The sequence below is a fragment of the Microcoleus sp. S13_C3 genome (genome assembly GCF_036700905.1).
Taxonomy (GTDB): Bacteria; Cyanobacteriota; Cyanobacteriia; order Cyanobacteriales; family Microcoleaceae; genus Microcoleus.
The window spans coordinates 1-21,850 of the sequence record NZ_JAUBPT010000054.1; the positions used below are offsets into that span (position 1 = coordinate 1).

Consider the following 21,850-nt stretch of genomic DNA (forward strand, 5'->3'; position numbering starts at 1 on the left):
CCGATAATACTTAGTCTACGACCACGCCGTTTCGTTTGTTCTAACCGTTTTTGCTCACCTATTGGGTAATAAGTATAACCGGGTTCACTCCACATACAAAACCCTGATTCATCTAGATACTTTAAGTCAATTCCTCCCGCGTCTGCCTCTAATTGCAACATATCTAAGTCAGATTGCTTCGTTTCTTGTACTATCGGGTCTTGTTTTTTTTTGTGACTTTTTCTCGCTCGTTTCCAAATAAACCTTTTTTTTTAAGTATCCGTCTTAATCGATCGGCACTTAGTTTAACAGAACGTTCTTTTTCTAATTTCTGGACTAATTGAAGACTGTTATATGTACGTGATTCGTTTTTGAGGCATTCTTTTAAAAACTCTATATCTTCCTCTTTCCACGTTTGCTTTGCCCCTCGACCAGGCAACTCCCAAAGCCCTTCCATGCCTAGATTCGACCATTTATGTAAAACCTCTCTCACTGTTTGTGGAGTCCAGTTAAAATGAGCAGCTATTTTTTCAACGTACCAGCCATGTGCATTTAATCTAATTACTTCTGCTCTATCTTTGACTTTTTGTGGTACAGCAGCAGTTCTCAGTTTTAATAGAGTTTTGTCTTGCTCGCTTAGTCAGGAATACCCTTAATCTAGCGCCCATATATTGAGTTACCTCCGTAGATATATTCTTTTTGTTTACTTATCTTAACATAGTTCGGTTTTTTTGCGCCGACCTACTTAGAGCTATGGGAGAAAATCCAAAAACTCACCGCAGCGTTAGCAACCACAGACCAACCAAAACTAGGCCCATCTCCCAAAAAAACTAGCAAAAATTCCAGCACTCCACCGTCCACAGGATTCAAGCCCAACATTGGGCCATCGAAAATTGAGGGGATAAAAAGACAAAGAAGCCTAGGAAGAGCAGGAGGGGGAAGAGAACTACATCCTCATCCCGACCAAACAATCATCGCCCAACTCAAAAAGTGTCCCCAGTGTGGAGAGAAAGTGACCGCCACTGCACAAAAATTACAATCCATCTACGAAAAAATCGAACTACCACTAATTCGTCCCATCATCACCCGCATCGAACGTTATGGCGGTCAGTGTGCCTGCTGTCAAACGAAGTATGTTGCCCCTGTACCATTGGGAATGGAACCAGGTTCACCGTTTGGCAGTTCTATTCAAAGCTCGCGTCACATATCTGCGTTACACTCATGCCATCAGCTACGAACGGCTGTCGTCCATATTGGGAGAAGTCTTTGGACTAAAGATATCAGAAGGTGCCATCGCCAACTTGCTCTTGAAGGTCAAAATCAGTTTAGACGACCTTTGTAAGTCAAATACTACAACGGTTGCGGCGGGCAAAATTAATTTGTTCAGATGAAACCAGTGCCAGAGTTAAGGGACAGAATCAGTGGGAGTGGGTGTTTCAGAACCAGGATGTTTGCTTACACGTTATTCGCCCCAGTCGAGCCAGTGGAGTAATTAACGAAGTTCTATGAGAACATCGTCCCGATATCTGGGTGTCTGATTTATTTAGCGCTCAAAAAAATCACCCCGCACCACAATGGCAAGTGTGTTTGGCTCATCAATTGCGGGATTGCCAATATGCGATTGATGCTGGGGACAGGATTTTTGCCCCAGGGATGAAGAGGTTATTAAGGGCTTTTATTATCCATCGACGACGAGAAAAAATAGACGATACCAGACTCAATCGATATCGAGAAAATTACAGGAAAGATTAACCGGGATTTTAAATTTAGCGCCACATCATCCGGATGGTATCCGGTTACGAAAACGCTATGGTGGGCTAATTGACAATTTATTTCTATTTTTGGAAGATGCGGGGATTCCAGCCACGAATAATAGTAGTGAACAGGCGATTCGGATGAGCGTGATATTTCGCCGTGTGACTAATGGCTTTCGTTCGGAATGGGGCAGAGATTTGTTTGCTGCCGTTCGTTCGGTTGTCACTACTGGGAAGCGACAGGGTTTAACTGCTTATCAATCCATTCAACAAGCTCTCTCTATTGATGGCTCCCTTTTTTCCCCGAGTTGAGCAATTACAAGTTATATTCTAAATGATAAAGAGATGCTCCCCGATCCACAGCTACTTCGTTCAGCAATGATGTTTATTGTTTCATTGATTAAATAAATCCGTGTTCTGCTAAGAATTCAGGTGTAATTGTTCCCAAACTGTTGATTGCCGGGGTTTCTTCCCACGGTTCGGGATGGGATTTTGAGCCGCTGCGGAGAAATTTGGCGACATATTTGCCCAGAATATCTGCTTCTAAGTTTACTAAACTTCCTGGTTGCAAATAGCGGAGGTTTGTCTCACCAAAACTGTGGGGAATGACAGCAACTTCAAACCAATTCCCGTCAGCATCGCAATCTGCCACGGTTAAGCTGATGCCGTTGACGGCGATGCTGCCCTTGGAAACGATGTAAGGTGCGATTTGACGTTGCCATCCCGAATTTGCTACAGGTGGGCCAGTAAACCGCATCTCCCAAGCGTTGGCGGTTTGGGTTGATGTCGCTAAAGTGCCGATCGCATCTACGTGCCCCGTCACGAAATGTCCCCCCAATTTGCTACCGGCGCGCAGGGAGGTTTCTAGGTTCACCAAAGCATCGGGGAATGATCCCAGAGTAGTGCGGCGGAGAGTTTCTGGGGAAGCGACGGCGACAAAACCTTGCGGCAAAACTTCCACTACCGTCAAACAGACTCCATCCACGGCTACGCTGTCCCCAATGGCTAAATCTTGTAAAATCTGGTAGGAGTTGTTTGATGTGCAGGAAATTTGGAAATAATCGTTGCCTAGCGACTTCAGTTTTCCGAGAGATTGAATTAGTCCTGTAAACATAAGTATTTTTCCTTAGTCGATCGCTTATTTACATGAAACCACAGGCACAAACCAGACGCAGGAGGTTTTTCCGTCCCCCTGTCCCCCGGAGTCAATCGAAAATCTAAAATCTCAAATCTAAAATCGATAGTCCCAGATCAGTTGCAGATTCAGGCGAAGATCGAGTCATACTGGATTTAGGTCATCTTTATGTCCGAGTTTTCTACCGCCTTGCAGTTTCTTAATTCTGTCAGTAACCCAGCCCTAAAACCAGGGACTGAGCTTGTAAGAGCAATCGAAGCAAGCTGTGCTGACGGGCCTCAGCCTTAACTGGCTACGTTATTTGAGTCACGACACTCCTTGAATGCGACGCTAGTTTTCCGCTCTGTCATTTGCAATTAAACAGTCTTAAGGTCACTGAGACAGTGTTGCAAGTCTAACAAGCTCTCATAACATTGACCGACAAGCGAACATTACCCCGAAAGGGAGCCGGAGACAACCATATCTCCAAAGAGGGGCAACCATACCCCTCTACCCCCGAAAGGGGAAAGGGGATTCAAGGTGGTGCTCACTGAGCGTAGTCGAATGTGTTGAAACCGCCCATGTTGTTTCCCTCTCAGGACTAAAGTCTCTGAGTTTCCCACTTACCGAGCATTTTTATGATTGAAATGAAAGTCGCTGGAATTGCCTTAGATGCAGCCACGCGCAGTCCTATTGTCCTATTGAGAGACGCTACTGAGCGACGGGCTTTGCCTATTTATATCGGTCAGGAGCAAGCAAAGGCTATTATTAGCGCGATCGAAGGCCACAAGCCTCCTCGGCCCTTAACTCACGATCTGATGGTCAATTTTTTAGAGGCATGGAGTCTTACCTTGGAGCGCATAGTTATTCACTCGCTGCAAGATAACACGTTCTATGCCGTGCTGATCGTCCGTCAGGGAGAAGTTAAAAAAGAGATCGATGCCCGACCTAGCGACGCGATCGCCCTAGCCTTGCGAACGAACTGCCCCATCTGGGTGATGGAAGAAGTCGTCGCCGATGCTTCGATACCGGTCGATCGAGATGCTGATGAGGCAGAACGCCGGGCCTTCCGGGAATTTATCTCAAACCTCCGTCCAGAGGATTTGATTAAGAGAAGTGGCTTCAGCCCGGGGGAAACTTCCTAAACTTTATGCGCTATCGACGGTTTGGCAAAACGGAGTTGCACCTGTCTGTATTTTCCTTGGGAACCATGCGCTATTTGGCTTCTGAGGAAACTGCCTGTCAGACAGTAAAACAGGCAGTGTCTCAGGGAATCAATCACCTGGAAACGGCTGCAGGTTACGGTTGCAGCGAGGAATATCTTGGCGCGGCCCTTTCGGCTGGTTTGTCTGTCGATCGATCGCGCCTCCACGTCACTACAAAAATTTCCCCAACCGAGGATGCAGCAGCAATGGAACGCTGCATCGACGCATCCCTCAAACGCCTGAATTTAGACTATATCGATTGTCTGGCAATTCACGGTTTGAATACTTGGGAACATTTGGCGATTGTACGATCGCCCACAGGCTGCATGGACTCTGTACGCAAAGCCCTGGCTGATGGTCGCATTCGGCACGTCGGCTTTTCGACTCACGGGCCTCTGGATCTGATTTTGGCTGCAATCAATACAGATTTGTTTGAATTTGTCAATCTGCATTATTACTATTTTTTTCAGCGCAACGCCCCGGCAATTGAACTCGCCAAAGACAAAGATATGGGCGTTTTCATCATTTCCCCGGCAGATAAAGGAGGGCAACTCTACACGCCCCCGGAAACTCTCGCACAATTGTGCTCGCCTTTCTCGCCCTTAGAGTTAAACTATCGATTTTTACTCAGCGATACTAGGATTGGGACTTTGAGTGTGGGCCCTGCAAATGCCACAGAATTAGAGCAACCCCTGAAATATTGCGATCGCGACTTTCCCCTCACCAACTCCGAAATCGCTGCGTTCGATCGGCTAGAATCGGTTATTGCAGCCACCTTGAAAACCGACAAATGCAGCCAGTGCTATGCCTGTTTGCCTTGCCCGGAAAACATCAACATTCCCGAAGTATTGCGACTCCGCAATCTCGCCGTCGGGTGCGACATGACTGACTTTGGCAAATACCGCTACGCCATGTTTGAAAATGCCGGACACTGGTTTCCCGGCAGCAAAGGCAACCGCTGCACCGATTGCGGCGAATGTTTGCCCCGGTGTCCCGAAGAGTTAGACATCCCAACTTTGCTCAAAGATACTCACCAGCGACTCGGCGGCAAAGCAGGCAGGCGGTTGTGGGATTGAAAAAAAGGTAAAGCAGGGAAAAGGCGATCGAGCGTATCTAAGTGTTGCAATAATTACGTTAAACTTTGGTTTAACCTGAAATCTTGCATCATTCTCCAGAACAGGCTTTCCGGCCTGTTCCACAAAGAATTAATTTTTTGTGGGGAGTAGGGGTTGGGCAGGAGAGCCCGCCCATAAAAACCTTATTGAGAATGGTGCAACATTTCAGTTTAACTGAATTTACGATACAGTCGATCGATAAACTACTTCGTTTTACGACTGTATGCGGGAGCATCCCGATTTTGCAAAAAGCGTTTTTGAGGAGTGCGAGTATCTTGCACAGCAAAGTCTACATCTAACCGCGAACACTCCTGTGAAAGCACTCATTTGGATGCTCCCGACACACTTTAAATAGGAGCCGACAGTATTATATGTAAAAACAACTAAATAACACAATCTAATTAACAGCTAGAAACCGATTTTTTTGAGAATACCCAGTCATTTTCTTGCTTGGTTGGCGGCGAGAGGCAACAATTTTATGATGATATCATGTCCGATCGCTTAACCATAATATCCCGGTCGGGGCGGGTTTTGGAGATTGTCAATTATTGGCAGGTATTGTTGGCTCACGGGCCCCTACAAAAATCTCGATCGCTCGACCGGATAGGATAGGAGTGATTAACCGAACTCGATATAAAATCTAAAATCGTTCAACTGAGCGCTCACGCCAAAGTCTAAAATCTAAAATCTAAAATCTAAAATCTAAAATTGATTGATTGCCTTCCCGATTAATTGATCGCCTGTTATCTACAACCGATCCCGCATCTACTACTATGGCTCATACTCAGTTAAACGACAGCCAGCCAAATTGTCGGCAGCAAACTAAAGTTGCGACTTCCGAAAGAAGATTGAAAGCAGCTTTCAAACCGTGTACCTACAACTTAGCTGTTACCAGAAAACAGCTAATCGGACTGCTGACTTTACAAACAATCTTGCCCGTCGGACTAACGGCAGCAGCACTTTGGCTAACATCGGCAGTTGGAAGCAATCAACTGCAAAATCAAGCTAAATCTGAACTGAGCCTTAGTGAAATTAACTACAATCTACCACTCGATCGCGCCGCAGACCGTTTGCAAAACTCCTCTGACAGCAAAACGATCGCCCAAACAGCCTTAGCTTACAACAGCGCAAAAAAAATATCATATTTGCAAAAATCTGTCAAGGAAATTCTAGAAAATCAAGTCAAAAAAGGGGAAATAGACAGCGCGGTATTAGTTGGAAAAAACAGGCAGATAGTGGTTAGCGTCAACTCTAACCAGAAGGGAAAAAGTTTTAACCTGCAAAAAATAGTCGATCGAGTATTCGCTGCAAAAGAGTCAATTACGGCCACCGAAATCATTGCCAAATCGGAAGTTCAGGAACAATTGGGATCTTTGCCGCCCGGAAAGGGCGATCGCCCTGTTCTCCTCCACTACGCAGCAATTCCCATAAAAGATCTCAAAAATCAGACCGTGATTGCGGCTTTAGTGTTAGGAAAAATTATCAGCCAAACGTCGGCAGTTGCTAGCACCAAAACCCTCAAATTACAGGGTGGCGGCTATCAGGCTATCTACGCACCGCTGGCTGACGGCAAATTTGTCTTGGCAAGTTCGCAAGCAGTTACAAAAAACCAACAGTTACCAGACTTGCTGGCAGAGAAATCGCTGCTGAAATCTGCACTCGCAGCAGGCGGCCAACCAGTCGCCGGAAACGTACAAACAGGCAGTCAAACTTATGCAGTAGCTGCCAAATCCCTTGGCAATTTAGCGGGAAAACCCGCAGCAATTTTAGTGCGATTCATCCCCAAAACATCAATAGAAACTTGGTGGGGCAACAACTGGCTGCTGGCAATGTCTGCGGCTGCCATTGTCCCCTTCGCCTTGGGCGTTGCCGTCACTCGCCGGATTGCCAAACCCGCTAACTCAGATTTATCAACAGCAGACGGGAATTGGGCATTTAACTCCAGCGCCGAACCACCGCAGCGATCGCGGACATTTGATATAATTTATGACAATTTAAATTTCGGCGAATTCCCCGATTTATTTCCCAAAAAATCGAGTTTAGAGGGTCAATTAGCCGTAGATTTTCGATATAATAAAAAATTGGCGGGCGATCCTCTTCGAGGGCTTCGCCAACGCCCGATCGCAAATCCCCACATCCCGCTCGCTTTCCAACCCCTAGAATTGCCCGAAAACTCCGTCTCAAACCAGTCGCGGCAGGTAAATACAGAACTAGAAAAAAGCGCGATCGCCTTAAATCAAGTCCAGGAAGCTTGGCAAGACTTAAATCGCCTCAACTGGGAATTGCAGCCAGAAATACTCGATCGCCAAAACACTCAAAAAGCCCTGCGAAAGAGCGAAGCACTGCTGCAAGCGATTTTAGACAACTCAACAGCAGTAATTTACATAAAAGACCTTGACGGAAAATACCTGCTCACAAACCGCCATTTTGACAATTTGTTTGACATCGCAAAAGAGCAAATCACAGGGAAAACCGACGGCGATATTTTTCCCCAAGACTCTTCAGCAGCCCTACGAGAAAACGACCTGAAAGTTCTCGAATCCTCCTCGCCCCTAACCCTCGAAGAAATCATCCCTCAAGACGATGGCCCGCACACTTATATTTCTCTGAAATTTCCCCTCTGCAACTCCGAAGGTAAAGCTTATGCAGTCGGTACAATTTCTACAGATGTGAGCGATCGCAAACTTGCCGAACTCACCCTAGAAAAAGCCAAAGCAGAACTAGAAATAGAAGTCGAACAGCGCACCCTATTTCTCAAACAAGCCAACGAACTCTTGCGGTTTGAACTGGCCGCCAGAGTCCGCGGCGCCATCACAGTCAGACAAATGACGGCTCAGGTAGCCCGACACGCCAGAACTGTTGACGGCATTCTCGGCGCTTCTCTTGACCTAATTTTTCTAGTAGATCGATCGGGAAAATACACCTATGTCAGCCGCACCGCCGCTCAAGCTGCCGGCATGAACCCCAGAGAAATGATTGGCAAAACCTGGCAGGAATTAGGCTGGTCGCCAACAATTATGCAGCGGGTTCACCAAGAATGCGACGGCATATTTGCGACAGCCGAACCCGTGAAAGGCGAAGTAATTGTCCCCACGGCAAGCTGGGGAACCCGCGACTACGAGTACATTCTCAGCCCGGTTTGTGCGACAGACGGCAGCGTCGAAGCGGTGGTGGCGACACTGCGGGATATCACCGAACGCAAAGACGCGGAGGAAGCGTGGCAGTTGGCAAAAGAAGCAGCAGAACTCGCCAACCGCGCCAAGAGTGCTTTTCTGGCAAACATGAGCCACGAGTTACGCACTCCCCTCAACGCGATTATCGGCTACAGCGATATGCTGGTGGAAGATGCCGAAGAGTTAGGCAACTTACAGGTAGTGTCGGATTTAGACAAAATTCGCACTGCTGGCAAACACTTGCTGCGCCTAATTGACGACATTCTCGACATTTCCAAAATTGAAGCTGACAAGATGGAGATTTACCTCGAAAGCTTCGATGTTGGAGGCTTAATCGAGGAGGTGGTAACAACTATCAAACCGCTAATGGATAAAAACGGCAATACTTTGCAAGTATTGAGTTCTGACAATATCGGCGCGATGCACGGTGATTTGATGAAAGTGCGGCAGGTAATGCTGAATTTGCTCAGCAATGCTGCTAAATTTTCTGCTAATGGGGCGATCGTGCTTACTGTCGAAAGAATTACCAGCGAAGAATTAAAAAATAAATATCAACCAAAAATTGCTCAAATGTTAATTTTGGATGCAGACTTTTTAATTTTTCGAGTGACGGACACGGGCATCGGCATGACACAAGAACAGCAAGAGCGACTGTTCCAACCTTTTACTCAAGCCGACGATTCAACTACTCGCAAGTACGGGGGTACGGGTTTGGGACTGACTATCAGTCAGCGTTTTTGTCAGATGATGGGCGGCGATATTGAAGTTACTAGCGAGTTAGATTGCGGTTCTACTTTTACTGCTTGTCTGCCTGCTTCATTGTTTAAGCGATCGGAATTTTAATAATTTTGCAGAAATAAGAGAAGAGTCGGCGGTTGAAACCGCTACTATACAAACAATGTCCGCCTCCGCGGACTGAAGAATAATAAAATTAACTTCCAGGCTCCAGCCTGGGAACATAAATCTAGAGGCTCTGCCTCGGTTGGAAACATGGAGGCAGAGCCTCCGGATCTGCATTACTAGGCTGGAGCCTAGTAACGAGTAATTTAAAATTATCTGCGTTTATCCGTGTTTATCTGCCTTACATCTGCGGTTTCTGTATCAATGAATGATTTATGCAATCTTGTCTAATAATATGATGAATATGATGAATTACCCCAAAATGCGCCACGAAAATCAAGTTTATCCCCGCAGGCATGGCATTTTTACAAAAAGTTTATTTTTGTTCCCGATCGCCTGTTCTGCGTGCCTCGGAGCCTTGCTGTGGGGACAATCTGCGGCTTTTTCCCAGCAGCCGGCTTGCCCGACTGGCAACGCTGCTAATTTGCCGTCGCCCCCGCTTTCGCAAACCGAAAAAAGCGTGCCGAGTCTGTGGTTAGCTCAAAAACTGTATGGCGGAAAATTGCTCGATCGCTGGTTTGTCGATCCCGGCAATACTTGGGTAATTCTCATAGTCAATCGCCAACTTTGGAGTTTGCTCGATTATATGGAACGCTATCAGTTTGTTAACCGCTTTGGCACTGTCGCCAACGATTATGGTTACAATGTGCGAGTTTGCAACCGTCAAGGCACTGCTTTGGCAGTTTATTCGTGCAAGGGCGATCGGCTTAACTGTCGGATTGATTTAGAATCTCTCTCAAATCCGGGTATTCGAGGAAGGGTGAAAGGATTTTAGTAGGGTGCCTCAGCAGCGAGTTATTTGATGTATAATAGATAAATCAAGAGCTGACGCACCGTGCATTTGAGCTGATAAATGCGGTTTGTAATAAGTAGAAAAAAATGAAAACAAACCTTGAGCTTCCTGCTGAATTAGAACCTTTTCGCCAAGAAATTGAAAGTTCAGAAAAGCCTGTTATTAAAATCACTTACGAACGAAAGGCGACTGATTTCTGGTCAAGCAAATTTGGCGGAGTGCCTTACTTGCCGAAAGGTTACGATTTTCCCAAAGATAGTGATGGAAAATATATGCACCTTTTGGCACAACTCAATTTTGAGGAAATCTTTGCCCAAGTGCCATATTTAGCGCCTTTCCCCAAAAAAGGAATTTTGCAGTTTTATATCGGTGACACAGATTTGTATGGCATGGATTTAGACAATTTGGAGAACCAAAAAAATTTTAAATTATTGTATTTTCCCGAAACTGACACAAATAATTATCAAACAGATTTTGCTTTTTTGTTGGATCGAGAAGTTAAGGAATTTTCACCTCTAAACTATAAATATGTGAATAATCCGCAAGAAGGTTTGGCTTTACAGTTTACTCCGGACTATGAGTGGGTTTGCCGAGAAGACTATCAAATTACTAACATTTTGGAAGTACAAAAAATTAAACAATTCTTTGATATAATGGAGGCAGATGATTACAAATTAAATGATTGGTATTATGATAATTTATACGAGATTCACCATAAAATAGGGGGATACGGCTACTTTACGCAAACTGACCCTCGTGAGTATAGCCCGCAATACCAAGACCATAAAATTGTAGTCTTACACATGATTAGTGATGATGAAATTTGTTGGGGTGATGATGGAGTAGGCAACTTTTTGATTCGTGCTGAGGACTTAGAAAAATTAGATTTTTCTCAGGTGATTTATAATTACGATTGTTATTGAAATTAAAATACTAACACTTTCCGCTCCTGCTGTTTTGTTTGTTATTTCACTGCCGTTTGTTGCTTTGCTACACACACAAGGCTGGTGACTGACGAACCCTACGGTTTAAGGTGCGTCAGTTTTGATGATTTTCTCGGCGCTTGTGGGCTGGTGACTGACGAACCCTACATTTTAACTTTTAACTACTTGCCTAGTTTCTTGCCAGAGCGATCGATATTGGGCAATACCAGCATCCCCAAACGGCAGCAGAAAGTCGCTAGCAGCAAGAATCTTCGCATCCGGCAACAACACGGAATTAGTGCGAACAGCTTCCGGCAAATCTTCGGGTTTCATGCCGACAATTATCGGCGAACTAGCCTTAGCCAGCAAAGATAATTGAGGAGCAACCCGAGGTTGTAAGCAAAAATCAATCCATTTCTCCACTAAAGAAACTGGATTCCCTGATGCTGGTTGTACCCACAAATCTGTCCAAAGTGCAGTTCCCGAAACCGGAACTACTAAAGCAATATCCTTTTGAGTTTGCAGCAGCGGCAGCAAGTCCCCAGAGGAACCTACTGCCAACCAAGTATCGCCTAAAATCAATGGTTGCAGGTAAGCGTCCGAACTATAAAATTTAACTTGTTGGTGCAGATTTGCGAGTTCTTTTTTAAGATTTGGGATTTTATCTAATTGCTGCGTATTGTAAGATTTCCCTAGTTTTTTTAATGTTAAACCGATAACTTCTCTGGCACTGTCCGGCAGAGAAATTCGATCGCGCAATTCGACTCGCCACAAGTCTTTCCAATCTGTCGGAGTCCACCCCAAAGCCTTAAATTTGTCGGTTCGATAGGCAATTACCGTACTTCCCCAGCGGTAAGGTGCAGCCCACACTTTACCTTGAGGATCTAATTTACCCTCGTCGTTGCGCCTGACGAGTTTTTGCCATCTTTCGGGCAATTTTGGCCAATTAGCAAACTTAGCAGGATCGATCGGCTTAATCAATTTTTGCCTAATTGCCAAAGTCAGCCAGTAATCTCCCAACATCACCAAGTTAGCTTGATTTTTTGATTCGGGAACCCGTTTCCACTCCTGCAACAGGGCGAATAATTCTTTTAATTGTCCTTCTTGCGTTACCTGCAAAAGCGGAGACGGTTGTACATCGCGGCTAAATTTGCTTACCAGTTGGGCCGGAATACCGTTTTTGAGCGATCGAATTTTGAGACTGGGCTTCGAGTCACACCCTGCCGCCAATTGACTTAAAGTTAGGGTGGCGGCCCCCAATAGCAAAGACCTTCGTTTCACCTGTCAATCCGCTTTTCTAAATATTGACCCATCTTTTTGTGTTCTACAGCCGGGGAAATAATTGTTTGTCGAGTCCGGTAGTTGGCGCCGATTTGTCTTATTTCTTTTTCAAACACAGAGCCATTGTACTCGGTTCTGCTGCGCTGTGAGTCTGTTTGACCGAAAGCATCCACGATACAAGCCCCCGAATTTATCTCGCGCAAGTCAATGCTTCAATTCTAAAATCTAAAATCTAAAATCTAAAATCGCGCAATCGATTGGCTCTTGCCCTGATTTTACCTTCTACATTGTCGATCGAGCTTTCCGATGCCGAAAACTCCGTCAACTTAACGCCTAATTTCTGTGCTGCAAGTTACTTTGAGCCAGTTTTGCTCGTCAGCCGGGTCGATCGGCTGCATCTGTGTTACATTTTTTAACTATTCGAGGGGGTCTGGGGGAGCAATAAGTCCCACACCATAATCTTTGATTTGGTGTTGCGATACATGGACGCCCCAGACCGATTTTATCCGGTCAATCAGGCGTGAAATCGGTAGCATATGTAGGTTTATAGACCCGTAGTTCTGTGTTAGAGTTGACTGTATGACTCTGATCATGAACTACTGCTACCGAATTTATCCCGACGCCAACCAAGCAGAAACGATGCTTCATTGGTTGGAAATTTCTCGCAAGGTTTATAACTACGCCTTGCGAGAAATCAAAGATTGGGTCAATTCGCGTAAATGTAGTTTGGATTATTGTTCGCTGGAGAGAGAATACATCATTCCAGCCGACAAGCCATTCCCTACCTATTACGCTCAACAGAACGAACTTCCCAAAGCGAAGAAAAAGTTCCCGTTGTTGGGCGAAGCCCCTTCTCAAGTTCTGCAAACTACCATTCGCAGATTGCATGACGCTTGGAATTATTTTCAGTCGCGGGGGTTTGGCTTTCCTCGCTTCAAGAAGTTTGGACAAATCAAGTCCATGCTGTTTCCTCAATTCCAAACCAATCCTATTACGGGATGGCAGATAAGCTTGCCCAAAGTTGGGAAGATGCCTATCAACTTGCATCGACCTATCCCAGAGGGGTTTGTGGTTAAACAAGCACGGGTGTTGAGGAAAGCTGATAGGTGGTTCGTTGTAGTGACAATTGAGTCTGATGTGTCGATACCCGAGGCTCAACCGCAGGTCGATGCGCTGGGTATCGATTTGGGACTGTCCAAGTATTTGACAACCTCGGATAAAGAGTTTATTGCTAGACCCCGATTCTTGACATCTTTGTACCGCAAGCTGGAATTGCTGCAACGTAAGTATGCCAGAACGAAAAAGGGTTCTAAGAACCGTGAGAAAGCTCGAATCAAGGTTGCCAGATTCCACCACCACATTGCTAGAGTTCGGAAGGATTGGCAATTCAAACTGGCTAACCATTTGTGTACCAAGGAAGGTATTGGGATGGTCTTTGTTGAGGACTTGAACTTGAAAGCGATGTCCAGGGGGATGTTGAGAAAACATACCTTGGATGCTGCTTTTGGTCAATTTCTCAATCTGTTGGAGTGGGTCGCCAAGAAGCATCAAATCTATTTTTGTCGCGTCAATCCAGATGGAACGTCTCAAACTTGCCCTAAGTGCAACACACATACGGGTAAAAAAGAGCTTTCCGAACGAGTTCATAAATGTGGTGAGTGCGGATATCAAACCGATAGAGATCACGCAGCATCTGAAGTTATTAGGTTGCGTGGTTTAGAACTCATTAGTACGCAAGGACTTTGCGGAATAGAAAATGCCTATGCAGTCGGTCTGCCGGGGATTGATGAAAGTCAGTCGGCGTCAGAGGCGAAATCCCGCAAGGGAAGAACTAGGAAATCTTCCAACAGTGATGTTGGGAAGCCCATACCATAATCTTTGATTTGGTGTGGGAGGATGTCACTATAACGAAACAACGAGAGCGCTGCCATCTGCCGTTGGATGACGCTTTTTACACAACCGAAGTAAAAAATCCTTTTTAAATCGGCGACAGCTTAATAAATAAAAATCCACTCATCTGAATCCTGAAAGCACTGGCGAGAGCGAAGTCAATCTAATAGGACGCTCTGCGATCCGACTCTCATAAAGCAGATTTTTTAACCCTGATTGAAGGTTTGAACGAAGTATGGGGGTTAACCAACCCGGTTCCTGTGTCCAAGACTATCTAAAACCTAAAATCTAAAATCTACAATCGACCCACGAATGCCCATCGATTATTTTCAACCTGGCTCCCTAAATCTACCGTCAGGATTGGGAACACAGCAATTACGTCAAAAATTAAATAATTTAGTGATAAATCCAAGTTATGTAAAGATTTACCTAAAATGTAAAGATATTAAGTTACGAGCCAAAGGATGATTGTATGGAAGCGCTCCGCCAGCAAGTTACAGTATTGAGCCAACAAGTCGAGGCCCTCTACAAACTCATAGAAAACCTCAATGAAAAGCTCTTGGAGTCGGCCAAGGAGACGAAGCTGACCCAGCAACAGAGAAACGATGGCTCTGGAACGCTAGGAAATGAAAAAACCTCCCCATATCAAAGCTACAGAAGTATCGATGGCCTCCTCGAACACAAGGACATACTGTTAGATGACAGCTACTTCGACAAAAATTCTCAAAGCCTGGAAAAAGAGCTGAGCGCCGAGATTCAAATCCAGCGCTTAACAGCTCAGCTAACAGCAGCTTACAATCGAATTGCCGCCTTGGAAGAACAGTTGCTCTCCAAAAGAATGCACTCGCAACATCTAGGCGGGCCTAATTAAATATTGCTAGCGGGGATCGGGCATTAATCTCAAAAAAAATACAATTTGCGTTGATTTATGCTCGTCTACTTATAGAGTTATTGCAGAGAGTTTTTTCGGTCGGGGAATTAACAGGAAGAATACTGCATGAAAGCGAGATATTGTGTAGAAATAGGAAGGCTATTTCTTTGGTGAACAAGATTTTTTTTACAAACCGCAGAAGGCGCAGAGGACGCAGAGAAAGAGAAGAAAGAGAAGAAAGAGAAGAAAGAGAGAAGTTCATAAATCCGGCATCGATTCTTATAACTATCTACTTAATGTTTAATCTCACACCGCGAGGCTAAAGCTTCAACAGCTTGAAGGAGTTGAGTTGGAGTCCAATTTGCAGTCAAGCCACTGGCGATCGCACACGCTCCCGCACCGACACCTTCTTTAACATAGCCGCGATCGTAAGCTTGCAGTTGCCCGTAGCGAGATCCAGCAAAACTTAGCTGCGCCGCCAACAGAGGCACACCGCCGATATCATTAGCAAGTCCTACAGTGTCTCCTGTAGGGTCTTCGGCCACCCAGCGCGTAGTCCCCACCGCAACTTGTTCGGGACTCCATAGCAGAGCATATTCACGGGCTAAGGCTTGCATCAAAGCGTACACTGCCAGCATTTGCGTGCCCCCGGCCAGAAGCACCCCGCAAGTCTGACTCGCGGCGATCGCCATTGCCGCCACCGCTATTTGCATCGGATCGCCCACTGCCGCTACCAATTCCAGGGGAGTGCTGTTTTGTCCGTTAATTTCCCACTCAGCATTATTGAGTCCCGCTGTCACCGCAGCCAATTTTTGAGCGTGATTGCAGCGAGGATGAGAACTATTAACTTTGCCCGCCGCTGCAATACCCAAACCCATTAACACGCCCAAAGCAGTAGTCGTTCCCCCAACTACGCACTCCCCTAAAATTAAATAGCTGCCATTAGTTTGAGCAGCCAATTTAGCTCCCCAAATTAATCCTTGTTCGAGCAAATGTTTGACTGTTTCGAGTTCTAAAGCATTCCCAGAAATCAGACACTTTGCCGGAGTGCCGCCCAAATCAATTGCAGCTACGGTAGGTGGGAGGGGCAAACCAGCATTAAATAGGTAAAGCGGAAGTTCCAAAGCTTCGACTACAGCGCGAGATATCAATACCGGCGAGGCACCCGCTTCTAGCGGGGGCAAAGGATATTGGGGCGACGGTTGGGGGCCGTTATACAAAAATTCTGCATCGGCTAAACAAGTAAATTGTCGATCGTGCGGGGTTGCTCCTGCTGCTGAAATCCCCGGAATTAAGCCTGTCGCGGTAAATCCTAACACGCAGGCAAATATCGGTTTTCGTCCCCGATAGCGATCGAGCCACCGCTGCCCCTGTTCTATTTCTGTATAAATATGAATCATAATTAGTCATTAGTCATGGGAATTGGGAATTAATTATTGGTTATTTGTTAGTTCTTAGTTGTTGGTTTTTAGTTATTCGTTTGCCCATTATCACTGACCACTTACCCCTTATATCAAGCGCGGTACTAGCGGACGTGATATGATGTGTCCTGTTTATGAGCCCCCACAACATTTGCAACCGCTCCTTAAAGCTTAGGTTCGACTGGTTTTTAGTTGTTGCTCCTGTGCACTTACGGCGATCGCCCTATGAAGTTGGCTGCCATCGGGATGCCCTCTCAACAGAATCTTTCTTGTATGCAACTTCATGTAAAAATGGTAGAAATCGGTTAATCCGTAGTTGGTTTGACTGGGAGCGTAAATATTGGCAATAATCAACATGGTTAAATGAGATATTTACATATTTTACGCGATAGTTAACTAATTATTTTAGTTCTCCTCGCCGTCGTACTTAAAATTTTTATGGGTGACGCAGGCGCGATCGTCTTTCACTCGCCGCTCGCGATCTCTGTAAACTTCCGCGATCGTACTTATACGGTTTTAATTAAATCCTCACCAACTTGTGAGGCCATATTGTGTCAATTAGTAGCCTTCGTATTTGTGCAGGCACAAATATAGTGTACCTGCACAAATCCTGTCTAGAGTTGCATTTTCTATATTTTTCAAAAGATTCGCCCACAAGTTGTAGGTCCTGGGCTCTATCTAATAACAGAACATTCAGACGCACCCTTTTAGTTAAGTTATCAATTCAGCACTCAAGCGTCAATCTTAAAAGCGATCGCTAACTGCCCCCTGGCGCACCCCCTGCTTGACCTCTGAGTACAAAAATTACTCCCGTCATAATTAGCGCCACGCCTACTAACCGCAGCGGTGGCAACGGCTCGTTAAATACAATTTTGCCCCCCAAAACAGTAAACAGGTAACTGATTGACAGTAAAGGCGAGACTATGCTAATGTTAGCGCGGGACAAAACTACGATAAAACCGATCGAAGAAATTGCGTACAGAGAAAGACCTGCTATTATCAAAGGCTCAGTAGCCATTGCTATAACTTTTTCAACTAAATTAGCCGCGCCGATGGGCCCTAAAACTTTTGCTCCAGCCTTCAGAGTAAATTGACCTAGAACGCTGCACAAAATGGCAGCAAGCAAAACCAAAAAAACGCCTCTATTCATGAGTTCACCAACATAATACTACAGTTCGAGAATTGCCCGCAAAAAACTCTCCTAAACAGCTTTGATTAAGTTTTATTGAGTTTTGTTCGCCACCCATATTTTAAACATACATACTGGAAATGCAAGTATTGTCGATCGCCAGCAACAGTAGAACAAACATATGGCAGAACAGACCAACGCCAGCGGGGAATACACTCTCGAATTATCGATACTCATGCCTTGCCTGAACGAGGCAGAAACTTTAGAAGTCTGTATCCAGAAAGCGCAGAAGTCCCTGCGCGAACTTGATATTGCCGGTGAGGTCATCATAGCAGACAACGGCAGCACTGACGGTTCTCAAGATATCGCTACCAGAATGGGGGCGCGAGTCGTACCCGTAGCAGCCAAAGGCTACGGCAGCGCCCTGATGGGAGGCATAATCGCAGCGCGCGGACTCTATATTATCATGGGCGATGCTGACGACAGCTACGACTTTTCTAACCTCGGCGCTTTTGTCGAAAAATTGCGGGGAGGGTGCGATTTAGTGATGGGAAACCGCTTTCAAGGCGGCATCAAACCGGGGGCAATGCCGCCACTGCACAAATACTTAGGAAATCCGGTACTTACTTGGGTGGGGCAGCTATTCTTCTCCAGTCCCGCAGGCGACTTTCACTGCGGATTGCGGGGTTTCAGGAGAGACTCAATTTTGAAACTCGACTTGCAAACAACGGGGATGGAATTTGCCAGCGAAATGGTCGTTAAAGCCTCTCTGTACAAGTTGCGAATCACAGAAGTCCCCACCGTACTCTCTCCCGATGGCCGCAGCCGTCCGCCGCACCTGCGAACTTGGCGAGATGGCTGGCGGCACTTGCGATTTCTGTTGCTTTACAGTCCCCGATGGCTGTTCTTGTATCCAGGTGCTTTCCTGATGATTGTGGGTCTAATAGTGGGCATTTGGCTGTTGCCCGGTACTCAAACGATCGGGAGTATCAGCTTTGACGTGCATACGCTGCTGTATGCTGCGATCGCAATTATCATCGGTTTTCAAGCAGTAACTTTCGCTTTTTTCACCAAAGTTTTCGCCATCAGTGAAAAACTGCTGCCCGAAGACCCCAAACTCAACAAAATATTTCGCTATGTCACCCTAGAGACAGGATTGATTGTCGGAGTCACACTGATATTAATCGGAATAGTTGGCTCGTTCTTGTCATTAACTATCTGGAGTGAAACTGCTTTTGGTTCTCTCGACCCTTCTAAAACTCTGCGTTTGGTTATTCCCTCGCTCACTTGCCTGACTGTCGGTTTGCAGATGGTTCTGTCCAGCTTTTTTCTCAGCGTGCTGGGGTTGAAGCGCAGGTAAAACACTTAAAAGTACAGTTTTGTTAGAAATTTCACGAAAGATGATTTAAATTGCCCAAATGCTGTGTTAAATCGAGCGCGAACAATCGGGCTTCAACCAGGTTGTCAGTTCATCTCAAAGCTAAAATTATATGACACTAACTGAAAACAACTCCAGCGAGTATGTTGGCCCCAAGCTAGGCGGTTTCGCAACTAAACTATCTTTGTACGCCCGCCAAAAAATGTTCGATTTGCTCATGGGATTAGCCAATCCCAGCGCCGACACAACGGTGTTGGATGTAGGAGTAACTTCCGACCGCCGCGAAGACTGCAATTTCTTTGAGAAACTTTATCCGCATAAGGACAAAATCACCGCAGTCGGTATGGAAGATGCTTCGTTTTTAGAGCAAGAATATCCCGGTTTAAAATACGTCCGTTCTGATGGATTAAGCTTGCCATTTCCCGACAAAAGTTTTGATTTAGTCGTGAGTTTTGCCGTAATCGAACACGTCGGGAGTCGGACTCAGCAACAAGCTTTTGTTCGGGAACTTTGCCGCGTCGGCAAAACTTGCTGCATCACAACTCCCAATCGGTGGTATCCCGTAGAATTCCACACTGCTGTTCCCCTCATACATTGGCTGCCCCCTCTTGGTTTCGAGCGTTGCTGAAATTGCTCGGTCAACACTTTTTCGCCCAAGAGGAAAATCTCAACCTTTTATCTGAGAAAGATGTGTTAAAGATACTGCCAGCAGATGCTCGAATTTCTACCAAACATTTCCGGCTTTTCGGTTTGATATCTAATCTGCTCTTTTATGTCATCTAAATAGTTGCTACTTACGCTGAACTCCCAAATCCAGCACAAAATTTTCTCCGTCTGTATAAAGCTTATTTCTCGTTTTTGCTAGTTGTTGCACGTTATCCCGAAAGTCGTGAGCAAGTTGTGATTGCAGTCTAAACCAAGATGACAATCCAGGCCCTGAAGTATCTAAATTTGGCGGATGATTGAGACTCCAAGACGAATAAGCTATGTATCGAATAGATTTTGAAATTAAATAGGTCGCTAAAGCTTCATGGCCTTTGAATACAGGCATTCCGGGAGGCAAACTTGCTCCTCCGGGCCAGTCAGCTAGGAAAATTTGATTGCGTTTAAAATCGAGGATAAAAGGTGTATCTAGCCTGGTTAACACTGTTTCTCCCTGGGGAATAGACTGTTGCAGCGCTGCATACTGCAACTTTTGCTTAGCTGAAACTAAAGATGGATTCGTTAGTCCGAATTTAATATTTTTCACATAAGCTGAATAAGTATTTTTAGTTATATCCCACTCGTAGCTGATTGCAAGACCTGCACAAAATACAGCGGCAATAAAAAAGTTAGGAATCCCGTTTGTATTTAACCCTCCTGTATCGGTCATGGCAATCATAATTAATATGATAATTGCCGGAAACAGGTGAGAGAATGAATAGCGAAAAGGGTCGGCATTTTCGGTAAGTACGCCTACAACAACAGTTGCCACTAGCGCTGCAACTGTCATAGAGAAAGGTGCTTGACGGTTCGAGAACGAGGATTCTGCTGGTAAATTAGCAAATTTCAGAGGTCGGATACTTAAGCTCAAGCAGCCGAGCAATATCAGTATAAAAACGTAAATACCTCTGAATGATGCGAGGGCTGTTTTAACAGTTCCCAAGAGTGTCGAACCTGATTTGAAAGTAATGCCGTAGGCGGAGGCGTGATAGCCTTTTCCCAAAAGAGGATACAATAAAGTACCTGAAGATTGATACAAAGAAATCATCCAAGGTAGGAGAAAGATTCCTACTAATACTGTCGCCAGCGCGAATTCCCAAACAACTTTTTGTTTTGTCTTTGAACTAATAAAATAGCTAAGGTAGCTAACTGCCAATACAATAGCCGAGGCTGGAATTAGAGAAGATTTTAACGTACAAATTGCGGCGGAGATTAAAGCGATAATACAAGCATTAGAAACCCAGTAGTTGTAGTCTATTTCTTTGTTGTCAATGGTTCTAAACAAACTTAAAAATAAAGCTACAGGCAGCATACTACTTGTAGTGTTTGCCTTGGGTACAGCAATCAATAGGACAAATAAAATTGTAAATATTACTCGTCTAGTCGAGGCTGGATGTTCTTTAAAATATCCGATAATTAGTCCGATCGTAATTATCAGCGCTAAACCCGGGTCTATGATGTTTAAATTAGTGTCAGAAAGTACGCTGACAATGAAAGTATGGAGAAATGACTGTCCCCCCAAAGATACTATTCTTCTTTCGCTAAAAGGCTCTAGGCCCATAGAACCGAGTTGCAGCATTTTGTGGGGAAATACTAAGTAAGCGTGGTAGTCATCGCTGGTATTAAACCCGTCAGCATAAACCATGTTGGCAAAGTTGAGTCTGCCTGTATACAACCATCCCGCGTATTGGATCAAAATCAGTAGGCTGACAGTCGCAATGCCTGCTAAGACTATTTTATCTTTGCGACTTTCTTGAAATAGCTGTGAGAGATTGCTGGCGATTGATTGTCTGTGATTTACCAAATCTACTAGACAATAAATCAGTCCCAAACCTAAAAAAAATAAAATTGTGGGTGGCGAGATATTCCAAGTTGCGTTTAATACACCGCCAATGATAAGGCTCAAGGCTAGACCCCAACCTGCTCTTTGTCCCCAGTCCGTTCGCTGGTTGGGAAAAAGAATGTGGTTGAGGAATTTCCCCCAACCGATGAGGGATAAAAGCAGGCAAATACCGTAGAAGAATGATATTAGGTATGGAACCATTGCTGTCAAAGCCTATTATATTAAATTGTTAACTTGTGGAGGGATGATTTGTTAAGTTTTGGCGGTGTATTAGGAATCGTCTTTGATCTTAGAAGACGGTGTGAATTTTGTCAATCTACTGTTTTTTGTGTTCGTGGAAGGATGATTGAAAGGTGATTACTATTGATCGGATTGGATA

The 21,850-nt window shown here is 45.1% G+C and carries 21 protein-coding genes; 13 read left to right on the forward strand and 8 right to left on the reverse strand.

The window, feature by feature from the left end:
- Window positions 1-190: 190 nt before the first annotated feature.
- Window positions 191-589, reverse strand: a complete 399-nt coding sequence (locus QUA16_RS16350; protein WP_333181255.1) for a helix-turn-helix domain-containing protein — start codon at window positions 587-589, stop codon at window positions 191-193.
- Window positions 590-1,079: 490 nt separating this feature from the next.
- Here QUA16_RS16350 and QUA16_RS16355 point away from each other — a divergent pair, with 490 nt between their 5' ends.
- From QUA16_RS16355 to QUA16_RS36945, 3 genes are all read left to right on the forward strand, one after another.
- The gene (locus QUA16_RS16355; protein WP_333181243.1) at window positions 1,080-1,370 is read left to right on the forward strand and encodes a hypothetical protein; all 291 of its coding nucleotides are present in this window, start codon (window positions 1,080-1,082) and stop codon (window positions 1,368-1,370) included.
- Window positions 1,339-1,488, forward strand: coding sequence for a hypothetical protein (locus QUA16_RS36940; RefSeq protein ID WP_445252158.1), 150 nt, complete (start codon window positions 1,339-1,341; stop codon window positions 1,486-1,488). Before QUA16_RS16355 ends, QUA16_RS36940 begins: the two co-directional genes overlap by 32 nt.
- 155 nt (window positions 1,489-1,643) lie before the next feature.
- Entirely contained in the window at window positions 1,644-2,045 is a 402-nt protein-coding gene (locus QUA16_RS36945; protein WP_445252159.1) for an IS66 family transposase, read from the forward strand.
- 88 nt (window positions 2,046-2,133) lie between these two features.
- Here the strand turns inward: QUA16_RS36945 and ribE are convergent, their stop codons facing one another.
- Window positions 2,134-2,847 (reverse strand): riboflavin synthase, encoded by a 714-nt coding sequence (gene ribE, locus QUA16_RS16360; RefSeq protein WP_333103453.1) that lies wholly within the window; start codon window positions 2,845-2,847, stop codon window positions 2,134-2,136.
- Window positions 2,848-3,485: 638 nt separating this feature from the next.
- Here ribE and QUA16_RS16365 point away from each other — a divergent pair.
- The 5 genes from QUA16_RS16365 (at window position 3,486) to QUA16_RS16385 (ending at window position 10,956) form a co-directional block, all read left to right on the forward strand.
- On the forward strand, window positions 3,486-3,992 hold the full coding sequence (locus QUA16_RS16365; RefSeq protein WP_006635481.1) for a bifunctional nuclease family protein: 507 nt from the start codon (window positions 3,486-3,488) through the stop codon (window positions 3,990-3,992).
- A gap of 5 nt (window positions 3,993-3,997) precedes the next feature.
- Complete coding sequence (locus QUA16_RS16370) at window positions 3,998-5,128, forward strand: aldo/keto reductase (RefSeq protein WP_333103454.1); 1,131 nt, start codon at window positions 3,998-4,000, stop codon at window positions 5,126-5,128.
- Window positions 5,129-5,940: 812 nt separating this feature from the next.
- Window positions 5,941-9,183, forward strand: a complete 3,243-nt coding sequence (locus QUA16_RS16375; RefSeq protein ID WP_333181245.1) for a PAS domain-containing protein — start codon at window positions 5,941-5,943, stop codon at window positions 9,181-9,183.
- 301 nt (window positions 9,184-9,484) lie between these two features.
- Window positions 9,485-10,015 carry a hypothetical protein gene (locus tag QUA16_RS16380; protein WP_333103456.1) on the forward strand — a complete coding sequence of 177 codons (531 nt, stop codon included), beginning with the start codon at window positions 9,485-9,487 and terminating at the stop codon, window positions 10,013-10,015.
- A gap of 104 nt (window positions 10,016-10,119) precedes the next feature.
- Complete coding sequence (locus QUA16_RS16385; RefSeq protein WP_333103457.1) at window positions 10,120-10,956, forward strand: DUF1963 domain-containing protein; 837 nt, start codon at window positions 10,120-10,122, stop codon at window positions 10,954-10,956.
- A 171-nt stretch (window positions 10,957-11,127) separates the two neighbouring features.
- Here the strand turns inward: QUA16_RS16385 and QUA16_RS16390 are convergent, their stop codons facing one another.
- A complete protein-coding gene (locus tag QUA16_RS16390; RefSeq protein ID WP_333103458.1) occupies window positions 11,128-12,237 on the reverse strand; it encodes an extracellular solute-binding protein in 1,110 nt (369 codons plus the stop codon).
- Window positions 12,234-12,440, reverse strand: coding sequence for a hypothetical protein (locus tag QUA16_RS16395; protein WP_333181247.1), 207 nt, complete (start codon window positions 12,438-12,440; stop codon window positions 12,234-12,236). Before QUA16_RS16395 ends, QUA16_RS16390 begins: the two co-directional genes overlap by 4 nt.
- 54 nt (window positions 12,441-12,494) lie before the next feature.
- Here QUA16_RS16395 and QUA16_RS16400 point away from each other — a divergent pair, with 54 nt between their 5' ends.
- The 3 genes from QUA16_RS16400 (at window position 12,495) to QUA16_RS16410 (ending at window position 14,998) form a co-directional block, all read left to right on the forward strand.
- On the forward strand, window positions 12,495-12,653 hold the full coding sequence (locus tag QUA16_RS16400; protein ID WP_333103459.1) for a hypothetical protein: 159 nt from the start codon (window positions 12,495-12,497) through the stop codon (window positions 12,651-12,653).
- 163 nt (window positions 12,654-12,816) lie between these two features.
- Window positions 12,817-14,112 carry a transposase gene (locus tag QUA16_RS16405; protein ID WP_333103460.1) on the forward strand — a complete coding sequence of 432 codons (1,296 nt, stop codon included), beginning with the start codon at window positions 12,817-12,819 and terminating at the stop codon, window positions 14,110-14,112.
- 487 nt (window positions 14,113-14,599) lie between these two features.
- A complete protein-coding gene (locus QUA16_RS16410) occupies window positions 14,600-14,998 on the forward strand; it encodes a hypothetical protein (protein ID WP_333103461.1) in 399 nt (132 codons plus the stop codon).
- Window positions 14,999-15,291: 293 nt separating this feature from the next.
- On the opposite strand, the gene cobT is transcribed toward QUA16_RS16410, so the two are convergent.
- The 3 genes from cobT to QUA16_RS16425 all read right to left on the reverse strand — a co-directional run bounded on the left by cobT (window position 15,292) and on the right by QUA16_RS16425 (window position 17,569).
- The gene (gene cobT, locus QUA16_RS16415) at window positions 15,292-16,398 is read right to left on the reverse strand and encodes a nicotinate mononucleotide-dependent phosphoribosyltransferase CobT (RefSeq protein WP_333103462.1); all 1,107 of its coding nucleotides are present in this window, start codon (window positions 16,396-16,398) and stop codon (window positions 15,292-15,294) included.
- A gap of 192 nt (window positions 16,399-16,590) precedes the next feature.
- On the reverse strand, window positions 16,591-16,776 hold the full coding sequence (locus QUA16_RS16420) for a hypothetical protein (protein WP_333103464.1): 186 nt from the start codon (window positions 16,774-16,776) through the stop codon (window positions 16,591-16,593).
- 400 nt (window positions 16,777-17,176) lie between these two features.
- Window positions 17,177-17,569 (reverse strand): transporter, encoded by a 393-nt coding sequence (locus tag QUA16_RS16425; protein WP_333103465.1) that lies wholly within the window; start codon window positions 17,567-17,569, stop codon window positions 17,177-17,179.
- 160 nt (window positions 17,570-17,729) lie between these two features.
- On the opposite strand from QUA16_RS16425, the gene QUA16_RS16430 reads away from it, so the two are divergent.
- Both QUA16_RS16430 and QUA16_RS16435 read left to right on the forward strand, forming a co-directional pair.
- On the forward strand, window positions 17,730-18,908 hold the full coding sequence (locus tag QUA16_RS16430) for a glycosyltransferase family 2 protein (protein WP_333103467.1): 1,179 nt from the start codon (window positions 17,730-17,732) through the stop codon (window positions 18,906-18,908).
- Between the two features lie 130 nt (window positions 18,909-19,038).
- On the forward strand, window positions 19,039-19,554 hold the full coding sequence (locus tag QUA16_RS16435; RefSeq protein WP_333103469.1) for a class I SAM-dependent methyltransferase: 516 nt from the start codon (window positions 19,039-19,041) through the stop codon (window positions 19,552-19,554).
- Between the two features lie 162 nt (window positions 19,555-19,716).
- Here QUA16_RS16435 and QUA16_RS16440 read toward each other — a convergent pair whose 3' ends face one another.
- On the reverse strand, window positions 19,717-21,672 hold the full coding sequence (locus QUA16_RS16440) for a hypothetical protein (protein WP_333103471.1): 1,956 nt from the start codon (window positions 21,670-21,672) through the stop codon (window positions 19,717-19,719).
- Between the last annotated feature and the right edge of the window lie 178 nt (window positions 21,673-21,850).